Origin of the sequence: Laedolimicola sp. (assembly GCF_051972735.1) — a bacterium.
GTDB classification, from domain to species: domain Bacteria; phylum Bacillota; class Clostridia; order Lachnospirales; family Lachnospiraceae; genus Laedolimicola; species Laedolimicola intestinihominis.
Window position 1 is genome coordinate 1 of sequence record NZ_JBOKYU010000039.1, and the last position, 22,078, is coordinate 22,078.

The following is a 22,078-nucleotide window of genomic DNA, read 5'->3' on the forward strand; positions in this document are numbered from 1 at the left end:
CAGGAATCCATCTACACGAATGTGGCGGAATGCATGAAGCTTCATAAAGAAAAGGAGGCCATTGCGGCCCGTCTTGAAATTCTATACGAACAATGGGAAGCGCTGGCTCAATGATTGGCCAGCGCTTCATTAAATTCATCTAAATTGTCTTCTGTCACATACATGCCGAAGCCCTGAGCTTCCAGGCTCTCATCTGTCACCCCGTTAAAGATGCGGTCGATAATCATATCTCCCACCACTTCTGTATAATGACTGGATTCATAAAAATAGTTCTTATCCATGGTCACGGCATTTTCCCCGCTGAAATTATAAAAGCTCCCCGCTGCTCCGGCCAGCCATCCCAGGTACTGATCGTAACCGAAATGCTTGGACTCCTGATAGGTCCGGTAATAAAGCGGATTGGTAAACACAATCAGGTTAATCCCATACTCTTCGCATAATTCCCGGATCCGCCGGATGTCCAGAAGCGAATCAGCCATATAATCGGTATAATAATCGTCCCAGTAGGGCACATCGTCCTTGAAGGTTCCGCCAAGAGACGGATCCCGGAGCGTACTTCCGCTCCGATAATAGCGTTCCACATAATCCGGATCGGTCACTTCATGATTTCGAATCACATCCAAGGACAGCAGGACGCCCTTAATGCTAAGATATTTCCCATAAAACCCCAGTTTATCCGCTCTCGGATAGGGGATCCGGTAAAACTGATTCTGATGCAGGGACGGATCCACGAAGGCGGAAATATTATCCACGCCGATCATGACATTTTTCGGAATGATTCCATTGGCAATCATCTCCTGCAGGTTCTCCAGATGCTCCGCCGGCAGTCCTTCTGAATAGGACATATTGTACCATTTTCCATCCGGAATGTTCTCCACGTCCACAAAACCGGTCCGGGAGGAACCGAACAGGAAGGAATCAAACTTGTCCGGATTATGCAGGATGTACTGCATTTTAATGTAATTGCTGTTGGGCTCTACCCCATTATCCCGGATTTTCTGCCAATGAAAAACATTGTAAGGATCCACCGCCATGGGAATGGCCAGCTCCAGAATCAGGATAAAAATCACAAACGGCGCAATTTTACGTAAAAATCGTCTCATAGATGTCCTCATTAAAACTGAAAGTATACAAAACTGTACTCGCCCAGCTGACGACTGTAAAGCACGACAAAAATCAGGGCGAAATAAAATGTATAGCGCACCGGCTTACCAAAACGGCCAAACCACTGACATACATCTTCCCTAAGCGCAATATAATCGTGCGCCATAAGCAGCACCACCCAGAACAGCACCAGCTTCAGTTCGTTGCTCTGAATCAGCCCGGCTTTTTTGAAGGCCACGTAACATTCCTTCACATAACTCAAAGGATGGGTAATGCCGTCAAAGAGATGGGTCAGAATATAAATTGCGTCTGACATGGTATTTGCCCGGAAAAACAGCCAGGCCAGGGTCACAAAGGCAAAAGTCAGAAGTACTCGGAACCTGTTTTTTCCCTCTTTTCCGGGTGGGAAATACTGATTCCAGATCCGTTCGAATATCTGCGCCGCGCCGTGAAGTCCGCCCCAGATCACAAAAGTCCAGCTGGCCCCGTGCCAGAGACCGCTTACCAGAAAGGTCACAAGCAGATTCCGGTAAGTCTTCCATTTTCCGGTACGGCTGCCGCCCAGCGGAATATATACATAATCCCGGAACCAGGTGGACAGAGAAATATGCCATCTGGCCCAAAACTCTTTCACAGAAGCCGCGAAATAAGGGCTCTTGAAATTATTGACCAGATCAATGTCAAAAAGACAGGCCACCCCCCGGGCAATATCCGAATAACCGGAAAAATCACAGTAAACCTGGAAGGCGTAAAAAAGTGTCGCCACGCCAAGAGCCAGACCTGTAAAACTTGTCACCTGATTGTATACAATATCCACGCTGGAGGAAAGCACATCCGCAATGGCAATTTTCTTAAAATAGCCCCATGCAATCAGCTTGGCACCCCGGATAGCCTTGTCATACTCAAAATGATGTTCTTCCTCTATCTGCGGCATCAGATGCTCCGCCCGTTCAATGGGACCGGCCAGCAGAAGCGGGAAAAAGGACACAAAGGCCGCGTATTTTCCAAAATGGCGGCAGGCCTTCGTCTTTCCCTTATAGACGTCGATCACATATCCAAGCGTCTGGAAAGTATAGAACGAGATACCTACCGGAAGCACAAGCTTCAGCGTCACCGGGCTCATGGAAATTGATGCGCGCGCCAGGATCGCTGTCACAGAACTGCTCAGGAAATTAAAGTATTTGAAAAAGAACAAAAGACCGAGGCAGACCAGCAGGGCCAGACCCATACATAGCTTCTTTTTCTTCTGTTCTTCTGTTTTCTCAATCACGAGTGCCGTTCCGTAAGAGACTGCCGTAGTCAGCAGAATCAGCAAAATGTATTTCGCGTTGGCGCTCATATAAAAGTAGTAACTGGATACCAGCAGGACGCCCCACCTGTGTTTCGGGGGCGTCAGCCAGTAAATCACAAATACAATAGGCAAAAATATATAAAATGCATTGGAATTAAACAGCATTTAAAAGTTCCTCTAAGGTCTTTCGGATCTCTTTGATAAAATCACCGCTGGAAAGCACCGTCGGATTCGGAAGGGTCGTAATTAGCGCCAAATCTTTGGTCATTTTTCCGTTTTCAATGGTTGCAATGGAAGCCTGCTCCAGTTTATCCGCAAACTCTGTCAGGGCCAGGTTCTGATCCAGCTCTCCGCGCTTTCTTAAGGCGCCGGACCATGCGAAGATGGTCGCCATGGAATTGGTAGAGGTCTCCTCGCCCTTCAAATGCTTGTAATAATGGCGCTGTACGGTTCCGTGTGCCGCCTCATATTCGTAATATCCATGCGGAGATACCAGCACAGAGGTCATCATAGCCAATGAGCCAAAGGCAGTGGCAATCAAATCACTCATGACGTCGCCGTCATAATTCTTGCAGGCCCAGATATAACCACCCTCGGACTTGATCACACGGGCTACCGCGTCATCGATCAGCGTATAAAAATAGGTAATGCCCAGTTTCTCAAACTGTTCTTTATATTCCTTCTCATAAATCTCCTGGAAGGTATCTTTGAAGAAATGATCATATTTCTTGGAAATCGTATCCTTGGTGGCAAACCACAGATCCTGCCTCTGGGAAACCGCGTAGGAAAAGCAGCTTCTGGCGAAGCTTTCGATGGAGCTCTCCAGATTGTGCATGCCCTGTACCACGCCGCCCTCTTTGAAGTCATGGATAGTCTCACGCAGCTCGCTTCCATCCTCACCGGTAAATACAAGCTCACATTTTCCGGGACCCGGAATCCGCATTTCCGCAGCCTTGTATACATCACCATAAGCATGACGTGCTACGGTAATTGGTTTTTTCCAGTTTTTTACATATGGTTCGATGCCCTTTACGATAATCGGAACCCGGAATACTGTTCCGTCAAGAATCGCCCGGATGGTACCATTGGGACTCTTCCACATCTGTTTTAAATCGTACTCCTCCATGCGGGCCGCATTAGGGGTAATGGTCGCACATTTCACCGCCACACCGTACTTTTTGGTAGCTTCTGCAGCGTCCACAGTCACCTGATCGTCCGTCGCGTTCCGGTGTTCCAGTCCCAGGTCATAATATTCGGTCTTTAAATCAACAAATGGAAGAAGAAGCTCATCCTTAATCATCTTCCAGAGAATCCGTGTCATCTCATCTCCGTCCATCTCTACCAGCGGAGTTGTCATCTTAATTTTTTCCATCGTAGGTCCTCCTAGGGTTTGCGTTTTTCCGCGCTTTGTTCTTTATTATAGACGATTCCCCCTGGGACTGCAAGTTCAAAATCGTCCCAGCGCCGCAAATGCCTGATAGAGATTCAAGGAACCGTAGCCCCAGGAGCGGTTGGGATAAAGGAGGGACGCGCTTCGATCCGCGCCGCGAACCAACAGCTGTTTGATTTCCAGTGTTCCCATCGTCAGCCTGTTTTTCCGCACAACTCCCCATTCCAGTAAAAGTGCTGCCGCCCCGGCTGTCACTGCTGCCGCGGCACTGGTTCCGGTAAGATTCACTGCCCGGTTTTCCGGCCCATAAGCCGCTACCGCTACCCCGGGCGCTGCTAAATCCGGCTTGATTCTCCCGTTTCGTGTAAATCCCCTTCCGGAATCCATATAGATACTGCCATTGGAAGACCGGTAAGCCCCTGTGGTAATCGGCGTCTCCGTATTGCCCGGCTCCGTCAGTGTGATATCCGGATTCGAGTTTAAAAATACAGTCTCACTGCTTACAAAGCCTGTCACCGGCAGCCAGATGTTGTAAACGCCATCTACGATACGTTCCCCGTAGACGCGGATCCGCCAGATTCCCGGAGACGGATCCGCCATGCGGACAACAATCAGTTGATCGCCGCTAAAGAGATTCAGTGTCTGGAAATTCACATAGATCACAGTATTTTCAAAGAGGAAATCAAACATCCAGTTTTTCTGTCCCGAGGTGACCCGCGGAACCTCTTCCCCCGAAGGCGATATGAGTGATACAGAAAATACATCCAGTGTGTTACTCCACAGTTCCATCATCACGCCCTGTTCCCGCTCTGCCACCCTCACTTCCACATCCTGGTACGGCTCCCCCTCTCCCATCACGCCATAATAATGGTGCCCCTGATTGGCCTCATTTCCCCCTGCAAGAATGATACAGCGTCCCGCCCGGACGGCAATGGCGTTAAGATATGAGGATAAAGGCGAAGTGCCGGTATGGCCGCCCATATTGCTGCCAAGAGCCAGACAGATAACCAGGGGCAGGCTTTCCCTTTGCGCCAGTTCATGCAGAAAACGGGCTCCCAGCATGATATCATTTTCCTGATAAGCTTCCGCTTCCTCAGGTACCAGAAAATATTCCTTCAGATAGCGCTTGGCCGGTTTCAGTTTTACCATGGCAATGGACGACAACGGCGCGGCTCCGATCCAGCCGGTCTCACGGTTTTCGCTTCCCGCCGCAATGGACGCAAGCTTCGTTCCGTGGCCGGAAATATCCCGGGTAGGCACTGTTTCATAAGGCTGTTCCGCAGACAGCGCCCCATTGATCTCTGACTTTGTATACACACTGCCATAGTGAATACCCTCCGGCGGCGTTCCGTTCTGATCCGTCTGGTCCCAGATGGCCAGAATCCGACTTTTTCCCGCATTGTCCAGGAAGCAGCGGTTCCGATAATCAATCCCTGTATCAATAAACCCCAGCAATACGCCCTGTCCCCGAAGGTTCAGGACCGGCTGATTCTGCAGAGCCAGAATTCCGGAGGCCTCCAGATTTTCCGTCTGCAGCGTTGTATACAAAGTAGGAAATAATTCATAACTGTACTCGTACAGTCGTTCCCGATCCGCCGTCCATTTTTTGCGATCCGCGTAAAATACCGTGTAGTAATCATTGATGCGCTGCACGCATACATCCGGATAGATTTCCCGGATATCCTCCTCCCGTACATTGGTCTGCCAGATAAAATCCGCGTAATTTTCCGACACTATTTTTTCTCTGCATGCTTCGTCCATACCGCACCGCCCGTAAGTTCTTTTTACAGCCTATGCTCTCTTTATCTGATCATGCTTTTTTCAGAAGCCCCGGCAGCCAGATTTCACCAAAGCCCTGATGGTTCGGGGCAAGTTTCAGATCTCTGCAGCCTGTCTGCAGCCGCTTTTTTATCTGTTCATTGGTAAGTTCCGGTTCGGCGGACAAAAGTAAGACAAGCGCTCCTGCTGTCACAGAGGTTGCCATGGAGGTGCCTGATTTAACGCTGTAAAATGGATTGCCAGGACTCTCAAAATCCGCCCGGCAGGAACGAATTTCCGCTCCGGGAGCAACCACCTCCGGCTTAAGAACGCACGCCGATATGGGACCCCGGCCAGAATAATGCACCCTTCGGATGCCGCGCACCGGAACGGCCAGTTCATCATCAGAGGAACCCACTGTAATTACCTTTTCACTGGTTCCCGGAACCGTAATGCTGGATCTGGCAGGTCCCTGATTTCCGGCTGCCGCGCAGATTACAAAGCCCGCGTCCCAGGCTTCCTCCACAGCGCTTATGAGCTCTGTCCGTATCTCAGCCTTTGGTACTCTCCCGCCCACAGAAATATTGATAACGCGGACGTCGTATTCTTTTCCATGCTCCAAAAGCCAGTGCAGGGCCCGAATTAGTCCCACACTGTCCCCATTTCCCCTGCCGTCCAGAATTTTCAGGGAAACAAAATGACATCGCGGCGCAAGTCCCTGGTACCTGCCGCCGGATGCCTCTCCGGTTCCTCCGATAATTCCGCTGATATGGGTTCCATGACCGCAGTCGTCTGCCGCGCCACCGGAATTTGTAAGGTAATTATAAGCATAAACCACCCGGCCCCTTAAGTCCGGGTGTCTGTCATTGACGCCGGAATCCACAACCGCCACACCGACGCCCTCCCCATAGAGGCCAAGCCGGTATGCCGACTGTGCTTCAAGCAGCCTTCTCACGCGATCCATACAGAAAAGACTCCCTGCTTTTCTGTTATTTTATGCATCTCCACAGCGTACTGCCATTCGAAACAGCACAAAGCCCGCCGCGAACATTACCGCAAGCATGGCCACACCCGCGCGGGATGTATGGAACAGCTGAGTGGAGATACCCATCAGCATGGTTCCCACAAAGGCCGCGCCTTTACCGAAGATGTCAAAGAAGCCGAAAAATTCTGTCGCTTTCTCCTTCGGGATAATCCGCGCAAAATAAGACCGGGACAGAGACTGAATCGCCCCTTGGAATACCGCCACCCAGACAGCCAGAAGCCAGAACTCCCAGGCCTTGTCAAGCTGCAGCGCAAAGAGTACCACGCCAAAATAGCTGACGATAGAGACCTCGATCAATGTAGTATTGCGCACCTTCCTGGATAACCGTCCAAAAAGAATCGAACAGGGGAACGCCACTATCTGGGTCAGCAAAAGAGCCAGTAACAGGTTCGTATCACTGATGCCCACGTCCTTGCCATAGGAAGTTGCCATGTCAATAATCGTGTATACACCGTCGATATAGCAGAAGAACGCCAGCAGAAAATACCAGATCTTTGGTGTCCTTCGAATTTCCGCAAAGCTCTGACCCAGGCGGCGGAAGCTGTCCTGCACCGGATGCGCTGTCCGCTCCACATAGTAGATCTGCTGGTAGCTTCTGAGAAGCGGCAGTGTCACCAGAAACCACCAGGCGGCGTTGACCAGGAAAGCCACCGCCGCAGCTGCGCTTCCCGACAGGCCGAAAGCATCTGCTTTCAATACAAAAATCAGGCTGAACATAAAAGGAATACAGCTTCCGATATAGCCCCAGGCATAACCTCTGGCGGATACCTCATCCATCCGCTCATCTGTAGTCACATCACCCAGCATGGCGTCATAAAAGACCAGACTGGCATTTAAGCCCACTTTGGCAATCACATAGACCGCCAGAAAGGCAAGCCAGGTCTTCGGAACCGCAAGACCCGCACAGCCCAACACGCCCATCATCATAAAAAAGGTGAAAACCGGCTTTTTATAACCTTTGGTATCCGCGAAGCTTCCCAGTACCGGACCCAGAATCGCCACAATGATAGTCACAAGCGATGTGGCATAGCTGAAATACGCGGTGGAATCCGCGGCGGAAATGCCGCTGGACGATGCCACATTCTTATAATAAATCGGTATAATCGTAGACGCCAGCATAACGAAGGCCGAATTGCCCACATCATACAGGATCCAGCGTCTTTCCAGTTTCGTTGTCTTATTCATCTTCTTTCTCCCTCAAAAGCTTTTACTCAAAATCCCGGTTCAGCCGTTCGCTGAGCCCTGAATCATTGCTGATAGCCTGAACGTATTTTACAATCTCCTCTGTGGTCGGCTCTACAGCTCTGTTCAGAAGACGTTCCAGCGTCATACCACTCTCCACACATTCAAGATTCACCTGACCGTTCATCACCAGGCCGCCAAGCCCCTTTTTTTGACCAATTAAGGAGAAAAAGCCTTTTAGGAGCTTCGCTTTTGCTTTAGATGGGCACTGGAACATCCGAATGGTTTTCTTAAAGCCCAGAATACAGGCGTCCACCTGATCGGCTGTCACATCATCCAGTACCGACGCGATGGCTTCTTCCGTATCCAGATCCCGAATCAGATGCCGGGTGCAGTTATTCGTAAGCGGATCCTTTCCATCCTCGATCATAAGTTCCCGGTCGAAATCAGTCTCAATCTCCAGATGACCAAGACCTCTCTCATCCATATAACGGCTGATATAGGGATGGCATTCGCTGTCCAGCATGTAGTGGCACATGAAACCGCAGAGATAGGACAACAATACGTAATTTGGTCTCTTTTGATACTGTTTTCTCGCTTTTTCAAAAAAAGACCTTGCCGTTTCTTTATGCATCTTCACGCCCAACTGATTGATACGGTTTTTTGAATAAGGATGGTAATAGAATAAGAGATCCGGTCCGTGAAGTCCCAGCAGGTAGGCCGCTTTATTCTCCTTTATCATTTCCCGAAGCTCCCCGGGCAGCGCCCGATAGACTTTCTTTCCGAATTTATAATGTGCGTAGGTTGCAGGCATAGATACCCTTCCTTTCTTCTGTGTTGAAATATGCAGACCCTCTGAGATCTTACTTTTGTATTGTCTCACATAATCTTCTTTCTTACAACCTCTATTCCGGTAATTTTTCTGTTATCTTTCCTCACACTTTTTCAGTCCTCTCATACTATGGCAATATAAATAATTCATTTTCCTGGAGGATTTATTATGAGTGATTTAACTGCTACCAACTGCGGATGTGGCTGCGACAATGGTAACAACGGCTGCTGCAGTACTCTGATCTGGCTGCTGCTTCTGACTTCCTGCTGTGGCAACGGCAACGGTCTTTTCGGCGGAAACGGCTGTGGCAATGACAACAGCTGTCTGTGGCTGATTCTGATTCTGTGCTGCTGCGGCGGCTGCGGAAACGGAGGATTTTTCGGCAATAGCGGCTGTGGCTGCGGAAATGGATGCGGCTGCTAGCCCACTTTTCCGGCGGGGAGAAATCAATTTTTCTCCCCGCCGTTTTATAACTTTCTCTATATAAAAGAGAAAGGGCAGCCTCATTGGCAGCCATATTTTTTCATTCATACTTCTTCTATTTTCCCATATATTTATTACAAAAAACCGGAGGCACTCAGATGAAGCCTGGCGATGAGCGCTATCGGATCCTCTATGAGCTTCAGCATAAATGCAATGAGTTGAATCGAAAAATCGATTCTCTGATTCGCATGATGGAAATACTGACTACTTATATGCAGTATTCCAGCATGATGGCTGAAATGACGGCTGTGCAAACACCCGGCTCTGGTTCTGATCGCTGTGCTGATGACGGGCAGGCTTCTTTTGATGGTACGCCGGAAGGGAGTGGGCGTATGGATCCCAGGGAGTTTCAGAAGATTATGAATATGGCGAAGAGTTCGGATCATCCGATGTCGGAGGGGGAGTTTCAGGAGATTTTTAATACGCTGAAGCAGGGAAAGTCGGAGGAAGAGGTGGCGCGGATGGAGCAGATGGTGAAGCTGGCGCGGAGTTTTATGAAGTAACGGACGAAAAAGGCCGGCGAAAAAAATTTTCCGCCGGCCTTTTTCTGACTTTCTATGTCGCACACCACCTATTCCTTGGCATTACGGTTGATGAACTGTGTCTTTACTTTGGAATACATGATCTTCTGGCTGCGGTAGAGGCCGTAGTAGCCGGACTGCATGTAGCTGATGGCAATGGCCACAAAGTAAAACGGGGCTCCTTCGAAGCCGAACATCTCAAGGCTGATCAGCAGCGAGGAGATAGGGCTGTTGGTGACGCCGCAAAATACTGCGGCCATGCCGCAGGCGGCGGCCAGGGATGGGGAGATGTGCAGGATCTGACCCATGAGGCAGCCGAAGGTAGCTCCTACAAAGAAGGTGGGGACGATCTCGCCGCCCTTGAAGCCGCCGGACAGGGTGATGGCGGTGAATACAATCTTCAAAAGGAAGGCGCACCAGACAACCTGTTGGTCGACTACAGCCCGTTCTACTACCTGCATGCCGGTACCCAGGTAATCTGTGGTACCCAGAAGCATCGTTAAAATGATGATCAGGACGCCTGATACCAGGGGGCGCACAAAGGCATTCTTGATTCTTTCCGCAAATATCTCTTCTGTTTTATGTAAAACGACGCAGAACAGGATGCTGACTGCGGCACAGCAAAATCCCAGGAATAGGATTTTGCCTGCATTCGGGAGATTGAATTCCGGCAAAGTTCCCAGAGAAAAACGCTCTCCGGTCAGCCCGAAGTGGCAGGCTACCCCATAGGCGATGTACGAAGCCACCACACAGGGTACCAGAGCCGCGTAGTGCATGATGCCGACGCTTACGACTTCCATGGAAAAGACAGTCGCTGCCATGGGGGTTCCAAACAAGGCGGAAAAGGCGGCGCTCATACCGGCCATGATCATAACACGGCGATCATTTTCGTCGATACGCAGAATTTTGCCCAGAAAGTTGCCGATGCTTCCGCCCAGCTGCAGGGCCGCGCCCTCACGTCCGGCGGAACCGCCGAAGAGATGGGTCAGGATCGTAGAGATGAAGATCAGCGGCGCTGTCTTTAAGGGTATCTCACGCTCCGCGTGAATGGCATCCAGAACCATATTGGTGCTGCTGCGCTCCTGTTTGCGCTCCCATTGATACATCCAGACAATCAGAACGCCCGCGAAGGGCAGACCGTACAGGATCCAGGGATGAGCCATACGAAAAGATGTAGCCATGGAAACGCCTTTTCCGAAGGCGGTTCCCACAAGACCCAACGCCAAGCCGGTCAGTGCAGCGAATATCAGCCATTTTGCAAGAACGACTAATCGGTTCCAGATGGTAATCCGGAACCGATTTTCAAGCTGCGGGACCACGTCCCGCAGCTCCTCTTTTTTATTAGTTTGTTCATCCATTACGGTTTTACCACAATATTGATGATTCTTCCGGGCACGTAAATTTCTTTTACGATGGTGCCCTTCAGCCAGTCTGCTACTACTTCCTTACCAGCCGCGATAGCGTCTTCCTTGGCTGCGCTGCTGGAAATGGTAACGGTTCCACGGGTCTTACCATTGACCTGTACGGCGATCTCAATCTCGTCGTCCTTCATGGCTTCCTCATCCGCATCCGGCCATCCATGAGCAAATACAGTTTCACTGTGACCCAACTGCTCCCAAAGCTCCTCTGCGATATGCGGAGCGAAAGGCGCAATCAGGGTTACGGCTGTCTCCAGTGTCTCTTTGTCCAGACCATCCTGGCGCTTTGCCAGATCGATGAGCTTGTTATTGTACTCCATGAAACCGGAGATAACGGTGTTCAGGCTGAAGCTGTTCAGACGGGTAGTAATGTCATAGACCATCTTGTGACGGATCTTGACGCTCTCCGGAGTTTCCGCGGTTCCCTTGTCCTTGTTGTCCAGAACCAGGTTCCAGAAACGCTTCAGGAAACGGGATACGCCATCGATTCCTCTGTCGTCCCACTCAGCATCCAGCTCGGGCGGTCCTACGAACATCTCATACATTCTCAGAGCGTCGCAGCCATAATCGCGGATCAGGTCGTCCGGGGAAACCACGTTTCCTTTGGACTTACTCATCTTGATGCCGTTCTTACCGGTGATCATACCCTGATTGAACAGCTTGGTAAACGGCTCGTCAAAGTCGATGACACCAATATCATGCAGGAACTTGGTATAGAAACGGGAGTACAAAAGATGCAGTACCGCATGCTCAACGCCGCCGATGTACATATCTACCGGCAGATACTTATCTGCCTTCTCCTTGCTTACCAGCTCCTCATCGTTGTGATTGTCCACGTAGCGCAGGAAATACCAGGAGGAACCTGCCCACTGGGGCATGGTGTTGGTCTCTCTCTTTGCAGGCGCGCCGCAGCACGGGCAGGTGGTGTTGACCCACTCATCAATGGCAGCGAGAGGTGACTCTCCGGTACCTGTCGGCTGATAACTTTCTACCTCCGGCAGCTCCAGCGGAAGCTGATCTTCCGGAACCGGTACGTTGCCGCACTTCGGACAATGGATGATCGGAATCGGCTCGCCCCAGTAACGCTGACGGGAGAATACCCAGTCACGCAGCTTATAGTTGACGGTCTTCTTGCCCACGCCCATCTTCTCAATGATAAGCGGCGCTTCCTTCTTCAGGACTGCAGACTCCATGCCGTTCCACTCGCCGGAATTGATCATGGTTCCGCTGGCCTCGGTATAAGCCTCAGTCATATTTTCAATTTCCCTGCCATCCTTGGCAATAACCTGGATGATCGGAATGTTGAATTTCTTCGCGAACTCAAAGTCACGGTCGTCATGGGCCGGTACGCACATGATGGCGCCGGTACCATAGTCAGCCAGTACGTAATCGGAAAGCCAGATGGGAACCTTTGCTCCGTTGATGGGGTTGATCGCGTAGCTTCCGGTAAATACGCCGGTCTTTTCCTTATCCTGTACACGATCCACGTTGGAACGCATGGAAGACTTGAAAATGTAATCCTCTACTGCCGCTCTGGTCTCATCGGTAGCCAGCTTGGCAGCCAGCGCATGCTCCGGAGCCAGTACCATAAAGGTCGCGCCGTGCAGAGTATCCGGACGTGTGGTATATACGGTGATCTTCTCATCACTGTTCTCTACCTTGAAATCCACCTCAGCACCGTAAGACTTGCCGATCCAGTCGGTCTGCATCTTCTTAACCTTCTCCGGCCAGTCCAGCTTGTCCAGGTCGTTCAGCAGGCGGTCTGCATATGCGGTGATCTTCAGCATCCACTGACGCAGATTCTTCTTGGTAACCGGAGTGCCGCAGCGCTCGCAGCAGCCGTTGACCACTTCCTCATTTGCCAGACCGGTCTTACAGGACGGACACCAGTTGATGGGGAACTCCTTTTCATACGCCAGGCCCTTTTTGAACATCTGTACAAAAATCCACTGTGTCCACTTATAGAACTTCGGATCTGTTGTATTCACTTCCATATCCCAGTCGTAAAGGGCTGCGATATCGTTAATCTGTCTCTTGATATTAGCCACATTCTCTGCGGTAGACTTTGCCGGGTGTACGCCCATCTTGATGGCGTAGTTCTCAGCCGGAAGTCCGAATGCGTCCCATCCCATGGGATGAATGATGTAATGTCCCTGCATCAGCTTGTAGCGGCTCCATACATCACTGATAACATAGCCTCTCCAGTGACCTACATGAAGTCCGTTGCCTGACGGATAGGGGAACATATCCAGACAATAGTATTTCGGTTTTTTCCCGTCGTTGACGTTCACCGGATGCTCTTCCCAGTGCTTGCGCCACTTCTCTTCCACCGCGCGGTGGTTAAATGGTACTGCCATTTCTTTCCACTCCTCTTGTTTATCTTGTAAAAATAAGAATCTTCGCAATTACTTCGGGTTACAATTTACGAATTCTCACTGCATTTTATCATATCACACCAGACTGCTTTGTCAAGCAAAATCGGTCTTTTACACGGCCCACTGGCTGTTATAAAGCTCCGCGTAGAAGCCATTGGCCGCAAGCAAGCTTTCGTGGGTACCCTGCTCGACAATCTGTCCGTCCCGCATAACCAGAATCACATCCGCCTCCCGAATGGTAGACAGACGGTGGGCTACGATAAAGCTGGTACGGCCCTCCATCATTTTCGCGAAGGCATTTTGAATCTTCAGCTCCGTACGGGTATCAATGCTGGATGTGGCCTCGTCCAGAATCAGCATGGGCGGCAGGCACAGCATGACGCGGGAGATACACAGAAGCTGCTTCTGTCCCTGAGAAAGGCTGCCTCCATCCTCGGAAAGCACCGTGTCATAACCCTTCGGCAGGCGCCGGATGAAGCTGTGGGCGTGGGACGCTTTAGCTGCCTCGATAATCTCCTCCTCCGTGGCGTCCGGCTTTCCATAGGAAATGTTGTCGCGGACCGTCGCGGACTTCAGCCAGGTCTCCTGCAATACCATACCGTACTGCTGCCGCAGATTTTCCCGGGTCAGATCCTGAATCGGGGTTCCGTCCACAGAGATGCAGCCCTTGTCCACATCGTAGAAACGCATCAGCAAATTAATCAGGGTACTCTTGCCGCAGCCGGTGGGACCGACGATGGCAATTCTCTGACCGGGCTTCACATGCAGATTCAGGTTTTTAATCAGTTCCCGATCCTTGGTATAGGAAAATGCCACATTTTCCAGATCCACACTGCCTTCCGCCTTCTCGATATGGGGGCCGTCCGCCGGATCGGCGCTCATGGGCTCCCGGTCGATGAAGTCAAAGACACGCTCCGCGCAGGCCAGGGCGTTCTGAAGCTCGGTGACTACACCGGAGATCTCATTAAAAGGCTTGGTATACTGGTTTGCGTAGCTTAAGAAGCAGGACAGCTGACCCACGCTCAGGGCGCCACGGATGGCCGCGAAAGCACCTGCCACGCCCACACCCGCGTACACCATACTGTTGACAAAACGGGTCGCCGGGTTGGTAATCGACGAATAGAAAATCGCCCGCAGGCTGTGATTTTGCAGCTTCTGGTTAATCTCGTCAAACCGGGCGATGGCCTCCTCCTCATGTCCAAAAGCTTTGACCACCTTCTGATTTCCTACCATCTCATCAATCAGTCCGGTAAGCTCTCCTCTGGTCTCAGACTGAAGCTTGAACATGCTGTGGGTCCGCCTGGCGATAAAGCCGGCCACCAGAAGGGACAGCGGCGTAATGCAGACCACCACCAATGTGATGCCCACATTGATCGAAAGCATGAACAGCAGGGTTCCCAGAATGGTCATCACGCCTGTAAATAACTGGGTAAATCCCATCAACAGACCGTCAGAAAACTGGTCGATATCCGCAATCAGGCGGCTGACGATGTCGCCCTGGGGATGACTATCGATATAGCTTAGGGGCAGATCCTGCATATGGTCAAAGGCCTCTGTCCGCACATCCATCACGACCTTATAAGTGATGTGGTTGTTGCAGAGATTCATGAGCCACTGGAACACCGAGGTGGCTCCTATAATCACGCCCAGCTTCGTCAGAAGCTTCAGGAGGGCTGCAAAATCTACCGCGCCCTTTCCAATCATAAAATCGATGGCGTCGCCGGTGAGAATCGGCGCGTACAGGGTCAGGGCCACGGTCAGAACCGCCAGCAGAATGGACGCCAGCAGATACTGTCGATACCCTTCGATATAGCAAAGGACTCTTTTTAATGTAGATTTACGCTTCATGTGCTTTTTCCTCCTCTGCCGAAACCTGGGAGTTACAGATCTCCCGATATACTTCACAATTCTGATACAGTTCTTCGTGCTTTCCGATGCCCGCTACCGCGCCGTCATCCAGCACGATAATCTTGTCCGCCTGCCGGATGGTCGCCGCCCGCTGGGATACCAGGAATACCGTAGCCTCTTTTTTATGCTCCTGCAGAGCTTTCCGGAGCTTCGCGTCCGTGGCAAAATCCAGAGCCGAAGCACTGTCGTCCAGAATCAGAATCTCCGGATCCCGCACCAGCGCTCTTGCGATGGTCAGACGCTGTCTCTGTCCGCCGGACAGGTTTCGGCCGCTCTGCAGCACTTCCGTATCCAGGCCTTTTTCCTTCTTTTCTACAATCTCACGACCCTGAGCGGTCTCAAGTGCCGCGTACAGTTCTTCGTCGCTGGCGTCCTTCTTGCCCCACTGCAGATTCTCCCGAATCGTACCGGAGAACAACACCGCCTTCTGAGGAACCACGCCCACCTTGCCGCGCAGGCCTTCATAGGTGTAATCCTGTACATTCAGGCCGTCCACCAGAACCTGGCCCTCGCTCACATCATAAAACCGGGGAATCAGGTTCACCAGGGTGGATTTTCCGGAACCTGTACCGCCGATGACGCCGATGGTCTCGCCCGGATAAGCCTGGAAATTCACATGGGACAGGGCCGCGTCCGCGCCCTCCTCGTAGGTGATACTGACATTTTTAAACTCTACACAGGGAACATCCTTGTTCTGCTTCTGCTCCGCCACGGTTCCTTCGGTCATACCGGCTTCCTGATCCATGATCTTATTGATGCGGGACAGGCAGGCCAGAGATTTAGTCACATTGACGATCAGGTTGGCCAGCTTAATCAGCTCCACCAGGATCTGGGACATGTAGTTGACCAGCGCCACCACCTGGCCCTGGCTTAAGATACCAGCATCCACCTGACGTCCGCCGGTCCATACCAGCAGAATCACCGCCGCGTTGATGATCGCGTAAGTCAGCGGATTTAAGAGTCCGGAGATCCGGCCCACGAAAAGCTGAGTGTTCATAAGTGTCGTGCTGTCCTGATGGAAAGTCTCCATCTCATCCTGCTGCCGGTTGAATGCCCGTACCACGCGGACACCGGACAGGTTTTCCCGCACATGAAGCAGCACCCGATCCAGCTGACTCTGCACTTTCCGATACCAGGGAATCGTAATGCCCATAATCACGAATATCACGATAAACAGTACCGGGACAACCCCTGCAAATACCGCCGCCGCCTTCATATCAATGGTAAAGGCCATGACCATGGCTCCAAACACGATAAATGGGGAACGTAAGAACAGACGCAGCACCAGATTGATACCGGTCTGCACCTGATTGATATCGCTGGTAATCCGCGTAATCAGTGTGGATGTTCCGATGGTGTCCAGCTCTTTATAGGAAAAGCTGTTCAGATGCTCAAACAGGGCCTTTCGCATGGCGGTACTGCTTCCCACCGCCGCTTTCGCCGCAAAATACTGGGCTGTAATGGAACTGGCCAGTCCCACGAAGCCCAGCAGAATCAGGACGCCGCCCATCTTCAGTACATAGCCGCCGTCCCCGTTCGCGATACCCGTATCGATAATATGGGCCACCACCAGCGGCACCAGCAGCTCAAAGCTGGCTTCCAGAAGCTTGAAAAGAGGTCCTAAAATGCTCTCCTTTTTATACTCTTTCATGTAATACAACAGTCGTTTCATGTCCTGTTTCCTCCGTAACACGTATATTTTTTTATTGTACCCCCGGAAAGAATATTTTACAAGAGCCAAAAAAGAGCACCCGGCGCTAACCGGATGCCCTTGGTTACTGCTCACTTCGTTCGCATTAACCCGCTTCGCTATGCACAGAAATTACGCTATTCGCGTAATTTCGCGCTTGCATAACTCGGGATTTTGGCATATACATACCAAAACACCTCGCGGGATAGTGGCCGTGAACAGTAATTGTTCTTATACTATCTCCCCTTTTTTCATAATCCCTATGTAAAATTATTCTGCAGTTTCGGAGGCTCTCGCTTCCACTTCCTTCGCCTGCACATCCGCCGGCGCCTGCTCGTAGCGCGCAAACTCATAGGAGAATTCGCCGCTTCCGCCTGTCATGGAACGCAGGTCTGTGGAATAACCGAAAATCTCGGTCATCGGAACGTCCGCTACGACTTCCTGCTTGCCGCCTGCAATGGGGTTCATGCCCAGCACACGGCCGCGTCTCTTATTCAGATCGCCCATGACGTCGCCGGTATACTTATCCGGAACCGTTACTGTCATGGTCACAATCGGCTCCAGCAGAACCGGACCTGCTTCCATGAAGCCCTTCTTGAAGGCCTGGCTTGCCGCGGTCTTGAACGCCATCTCGGAAGAATCTACCGGATGATAGGAACCGTCGTACAGAACAGCCTTTACGCCGACTACCGGATATCCGGCCAGAGGACCCTTCACCACAGATTCCTGAATACCCTTTTCCACTGCCGGGAAGTAGTTCTTCGGAACCGCGCCGCCGACTACGATCTGCTCAAATACATACGGAGTCTCCAAATCGCCGGAGGGCTCGAAGGTCATCTTAACATGGCCGTACTGTCCGTGTCCGCCGGACTGCTTCTTATACTTGGAGTCCACATCCGCTTTCTTCTTCAGAGTCTCACGGAAAGCTACCTTCGGCTTGGACAGCTCTACCGATACCTTAAATTTCTCTTCCAGCTTGCTGACTACCACGTCCAGATGCTGGTCGCCCATGCCGTACAGCAGGGTCTGGCGGTTCTCGGAATCATTGACGTTCTTTAAGGTCAGATCCTCTTCCATCATCCTCGCCAGCGCCTGGGAAATCTTATCCTCGTCGCCTTTATTCTTTGCCTTATATCTCATGTAGGTATAGGGCTTGGAAATCTCGGTTCTGCCGAACACAATCGGGGCTGCCTTGGTGGACAGGGTGTCGCCGGTCTTGGTATTCGCCAGCTTGCCGATGGCTCCGATATCGCCTGCGTGCAGCTCTGTGGTCTCGATGGGCTTGTTGCCCTGCATGATGTACAGCTTGTTCAGCTTTTCTTCCGCATCCTTATCCTGATTATAGAGGGTATCGTCGGACTTAATAACACCGGAGGACACCTTGATCAGAGAATACTTTCCGATAAACGGATCCACGATGGTCTTAAATACATAAGCGGATTTCGCCTTGGAGAAATCGTAATTCGCCTCGAAAATCTCGTTGGTCTTCATATTGATACCGTTACAGGACTTCTTATCCGGGCTCGGGAACAGCTCTACGATATCATTCAGCAGGTTGTGGATGTTACGGAGCTCGGTGCTGGATCCCATGGATACCGGAATCACAGTGCCGTCGCATACATTAAACTTCATAGCCGCACGGATCTCGCTGAAGGTGAACTCCTCACCATTGAAGTACCGCTCCATAAATTCATCGGAGGTCTCCGCTACTGCGTCCAGAAGCGCCTCACGGCAGATAGCCAGGTTTTCTTTGGAGTATTCCGGAATCTCACACTCCTCGCGTTTGCCGATATCGGTGAAGCGGCGGCCTGCCATTTTGCAGACGTTTATATAGCCCACAAATTTCTCATTTTCACGGATAGGCTGATAGAACGGCGCAATCTTCTTGCCGTACAAATCGGTCAGATCCTGTACCACCTGACGGAAGGACGCATGATCCACATCCATCTCAGATACAAAAAACATTCTCGGCAGCTTATACTTCTCGCAGAGATCCCATGCCTTCTGGGTTCCGACCTCCACGCCGGCCTTACCGGATACCACAATAATTGCCGCGTCAGCCGCTGACACTGCCTCTTCTGCCTCGCCTACAAAATCGAAATATCCCGGAGCGTCCAGAAGATTAATCTTACAATCCTGCCAAATCAGAGGAACTACCGATGTGGTAATGGAGAACTTTCTCTTAATCTCTTCCTTATCATAATCACTGATGGTATTGCCGTCAGTCACTTTACCGATACGGGTGGTCAGGCCGGATACATATGCCATCGCCTCTACGAGACTGGTCTTACCGCAGCCGCCGTGGCCAAGAAGAACTACGTTACGAATTTTGTCAGTTGTGTAAATATTCATGCCTATTCCTCCGATTACAATAATTTTATAGTTCCGGATATTTCATCTGTCAAAAAGATTATTCTGTAAATGAAAGGCATCGGAACACCATGGATACATTTTACTAAAAGTCTGACAATATTGCAATAGTTTTTATATATTTTTTACAAGTAATTTCTATTTTTGCGAATTTTTGTACAGCATATTGTAAATCTGGCATCCATCTGCAGAAATCAATTTTCGTCATCCCGCCGGGCTTTCCGCTTTCTATATTCTTATTCTTCTGCTTTCGCAATACACTTTTATGCGTTAATGTAAGCTAGTGTTGACATTTTCCGCAAAAAACTTTAAAATTAACTCTTAGAGATTTTGTATACATAAAAGGAGTTTTCACCATGAAAATGAATACCATCGGCTTTATCGGACTGGGCCTCATCGGCGGCTCCATCGCAAAAGCCATTCGCGCATATCACCCGGATGTCCGGATGATAGCCTATATGAGAAGTCAGGACACACTCCAAAAAGCTGTAGACGAAGGCGTGATCAACGAGGCCTGTTCTGAAGTCGGCGAGCAGTTTGCCGCCTGCGATCTGCTTTTCCTCTGTGCGCCCGTGGAGACTAACGCCCGCTATCTGGAGCAGTTAAAGCCCATGTTACCAAAGACCTGTCTCCTGACTGATGTGGGCAGCACAAAGACGGATATTCATGAGAAGGTAGATGCTCTGGGGCTTACCGGGCAGTTCATCGGCGGCCATCCCATGGCAGGCTCTGAAAAGACCGGATACGAGAACGCCAAGACCCATCTGATTGAAAATGCCTACTATATTATCACGCCGGGCACAGGCGTGCCTGAGGATACGGTAAATGAATTCGTTGCCCTAGTTTCCTCTCTAAAGGCCCTTCCGCTGGTATTGGATTACCGCCAGCATGATTTTATCACGGCCTGCGTCAGCCATCTGCCCCACCTGATCGCTTCTTCTCTGGTGGAATTAGTGAAGGATCTGGACGGCCCCGACGAATTGATGAAACGGATTGCGGCGGGCGGTTTCAAGGATATTACAAGAATTGCATCCTCTTCTCCCGATATGTGGGAGCAGATCTGCATGACCAATTCCGAAAATATTTTGAAAGCGCTGGATCATTACCAGGCGCAGCTTAGCCGACTCCGGACGGAAATTACCGGAAAAGAAGCGGACAAGATCCATGCTTTCTTCGCCACTTCCCGAGATTACCGGAACTCCATCCCGGAGGCTTCTGCAGGACCGCTCAAGAAGACCTACGCCTTCTACTGCGACATGGTGGACGAGGCCGGCGGTATCGCTACTCTGGCGACCATCCTGGCTTCCGGCGGCATCAGTATCAAAAACATCGGTATTATCCACAATCGGGAATTCGAAGAAGCCGTGCTCCGCGTAGAACTCTACGATGAAGACGCTTATAAGAAAGCAGTGGAACTGCTTCGCAAATACCGTTACACCATTTATGAGCGATAAATATACTGTGAGGAGAACATTTATGAAATTTACACGTGCGCAGAAATTACACGGGGAAGTTACCATCCCCGGCGATAAATCCATCTCCCATCGGACCGTTATGTTCGGCTCGCTGGCAGAGGGAACCACCGAGGTGACCGGTTTCTTAAGGGGCGCCGACTGCCTCTCTACCATTGACTGCTTCCGTCGGCTCGGCATTTCCATTGAGGATAAGGGCGAGCGTATTTTGATTCACGGGAAGGGACTGCACGGGCTTTCCGCGCCGTCTGCGATTCTGGATGCAGGCAACAGCGGTACAACCACCCGGCTGATTTCCGGTATCTTAAGCGGTCAGAATTTCGAGACTACGCTGACCGGCGACGCCTCCATACAGAAGCGGCCCATGGGACGTATCATCGAACCCTTAAGTCAGATGGGTGCCGCCATTACCAGCCTTTCCGGAAATGGGTGCGCGCCGCTTCGCATTCAGGGACGGCCCTTACATGGCATTCACTATACTACAAAGGTGGCTTCCGCTCAGGTGAAGTCTGCGATTCTGCTGGCCGGACTTTACGCAGACGCGCCCACCAGCGTGACGGAACCTGCGCTGTCCCGAAATCATTCGGAGCTGATGCTGCGTTTCTTCGGAGCGGATGTGAAAAGTGAAGGGACTACGGCTGCGATTCAGCCAGAGCCGAAACTCATCGGACAGAAGGTACAGGTTCCCGGGGATATCTCTTCTGCCGCTTACTTTATCGCGGCGGGATGTATCACACCGGATTCGGAGCTGCTGATTAAAAATGTGGGAACCAACCCGACCCGGGACGGTATTTTACGTGTCTGCCGGATGATGAACGCGGATGTAACACTGCTGAATGAAAATACGGACAGCGGAGAACCCACGGCAGATCTTCTGGTGCGGACATCTTCTCTTCAGGGTTGTATCATTGAGGGAGATTTGATTCCGACGCTGATTGATGAGCTGCCGGTTATTGCGGTGATGGCCTGCTTTGCGAAAGGGACGACGGTTATCCGGGACGCGGCAGAGCTGAAGGTGAAGGAGTCTGACCGAATCGCGGTGATGACTGAGAATCTGACAGCTATGGGCGCGAAGGTAACGGCGACGAATGACGGTATGATAATTGAAGGTGGTTATCCGCTTCACGGGGCTGTAATTGACAGCCATCTGGATCATCGGATCGCCATGTCATTTGCGGTGGCGGCGCTCAATGCGGATGGGGAGACGGAGATCCTCGGCGCGGACTGTGTGAATATTTC

16 protein-coding genes are annotated in these 22,078 nt (G+C 51.1%); 4 read left to right on the forward strand and 12 right to left on the reverse strand.

All coding sequences use genetic code 11. The features are described 5' to 3' along the window. Positions 1–107: 107 nt before the first annotated feature. From ACTRC3_RS09235 to ACTRC3_RS09265, 7 genes are all read right to left on the reverse strand, one after another. Positions 108–1,103 carry a hypothetical protein gene (locus ACTRC3_RS09235; RefSeq protein ID WP_440322852.1) on the reverse strand — a complete coding sequence of 332 codons (996 nt, stop codon included), beginning with the start codon at positions 1,101–1,103 and terminating at the stop codon, positions 108–110. A gap of 11 nt (positions 1,104–1,114) precedes the next feature. Next, positions 1,115–2,560 (reverse strand): MBOAT family O-acyltransferase, encoded by a 1,446-nt coding sequence (locus tag ACTRC3_RS09240; RefSeq protein ID WP_440322853.1) that lies wholly within the window; start codon positions 2,558–2,560, stop codon positions 1,115–1,117. Then, positions 2,550–3,767 carry an NADP-dependent isocitrate dehydrogenase gene (locus tag ACTRC3_RS09245; protein WP_440322854.1) on the reverse strand — a complete coding sequence of 406 codons (1,218 nt, stop codon included), beginning with the start codon at positions 3,765–3,767 and terminating at the stop codon, positions 2,550–2,552. The genes ACTRC3_RS09240 and ACTRC3_RS09245 overlap by 11 nt, the downstream gene beginning before the upstream one ends. A 75-nt stretch (positions 3,768–3,842) precedes the next feature. Continuing rightward, positions 3,843–5,546, reverse strand: coding sequence for a S8 family peptidase (locus ACTRC3_RS09250; protein ID WP_440322855.1), 1,704 nt, complete (start codon positions 5,544–5,546; stop codon positions 3,843–3,845). 49 nt (positions 5,547–5,595) lie between these two features. Beyond that, positions 5,596–6,507 (reverse strand): S8 family serine peptidase, encoded by a 912-nt coding sequence (locus tag ACTRC3_RS09255; protein WP_178039120.1) that lies wholly within the window; start codon positions 6,505–6,507, stop codon positions 5,596–5,598. 30 nt (positions 6,508–6,537) lie between these two features. Beyond that, entirely contained in the window at positions 6,538–7,773 is a 1,236-nt protein-coding gene (locus ACTRC3_RS09260; protein ID WP_178039119.1) for an MFS transporter, read from the reverse strand. A gap of 22 nt (positions 7,774–7,795) precedes the next feature. After that, positions 7,796–8,584: a zinc dependent phospholipase C family protein gene (locus ACTRC3_RS09265; RefSeq protein WP_440322856.1), complete on the reverse strand. Its 789-nt coding sequence runs from the start codon at positions 8,582–8,584 to the stop codon at positions 7,796–7,798. Positions 8,585–8,770: 186 nt separating this feature from the next. On the opposite strand from ACTRC3_RS09265, the gene ACTRC3_RS09270 reads away from it, so the two are divergent. Next, complete coding sequence (locus tag ACTRC3_RS09270; RefSeq protein WP_178039117.1) at positions 8,771–9,025, forward strand: chorion class high-cysteine HCB protein 13; 255 nt, start codon at positions 8,771–8,773, stop codon at positions 9,023–9,025. A 158-nt stretch (positions 9,026–9,183) separates the two neighbouring features. After that, complete coding sequence (locus ACTRC3_RS09275; RefSeq protein WP_178039116.1) at positions 9,184–9,588, forward strand: hypothetical protein; 405 nt, start codon at positions 9,184–9,186, stop codon at positions 9,586–9,588. Between the two features lie 68 nt (positions 9,589–9,656). Here the strand turns inward: ACTRC3_RS09275 and ACTRC3_RS09280 are convergent, their stop codons facing one another. The 5 genes from ACTRC3_RS09280 to ACTRC3_RS09300 form a co-directional block, all read right to left on the reverse strand. Then, a complete protein-coding gene (locus ACTRC3_RS09280) occupies positions 9,657–10,964 on the reverse strand; it encodes a chloride channel protein (RefSeq protein ID WP_440322857.1) in 1,308 nt (435 codons plus the stop codon). After that, the gene (leuS, locus tag ACTRC3_RS09285; RefSeq protein ID WP_440322858.1) at positions 10,964–13,381 is read right to left on the reverse strand and encodes a leucine--tRNA ligase; all 2,418 of its coding nucleotides are present in this window, start codon (positions 13,379–13,381) and stop codon (positions 10,964–10,966) included. Before leuS ends, ACTRC3_RS09280 begins: the two co-directional genes overlap by 1 nt. Positions 13,382–13,510: 129 nt before the next feature. After that, positions 13,511–15,247 (reverse strand): ABC transporter ATP-binding protein, encoded by a 1,737-nt coding sequence (locus ACTRC3_RS09290; protein WP_440322859.1) that lies wholly within the window; start codon positions 15,245–15,247, stop codon positions 13,511–13,513. Further along, positions 15,237–16,979, reverse strand: coding sequence for an ABC transporter ATP-binding protein (locus ACTRC3_RS09295; RefSeq protein ID WP_440322860.1), 1,743 nt, complete (start codon positions 16,977–16,979; stop codon positions 15,237–15,239). Before ACTRC3_RS09295 ends, ACTRC3_RS09290 begins: the two co-directional genes overlap by 11 nt. Positions 16,980–17,267: 288 nt before the next feature. After that, a complete protein-coding gene (locus tag ACTRC3_RS09300; RefSeq protein WP_440322861.1) occupies positions 17,268–19,349 on the reverse strand; it encodes an elongation factor G in 2,082 nt (693 codons plus the stop codon). 374 nt (positions 19,350–19,723) lie between these two features. Here ACTRC3_RS09300 and ACTRC3_RS09305 point away from each other — a divergent pair, with 374 nt between their 5' ends. Both ACTRC3_RS09305 and aroA read left to right on the forward strand, forming a co-directional pair. Further along, complete coding sequence (locus ACTRC3_RS09305) at positions 19,724–20,821, forward strand: prephenate dehydrogenase (protein WP_440322862.1); 1,098 nt, start codon at positions 19,724–19,726, stop codon at positions 20,819–20,821. Positions 20,822–20,843: 22 nt separating this feature from the next. Next, on the forward strand, positions 20,844–22,078 hold a 1,235-nt coding region (gene aroA / locus ACTRC3_RS09310), incomplete at its 3' end, for a 3-phosphoshikimate 1-carboxyvinyltransferase (RefSeq protein ID WP_440322863.1).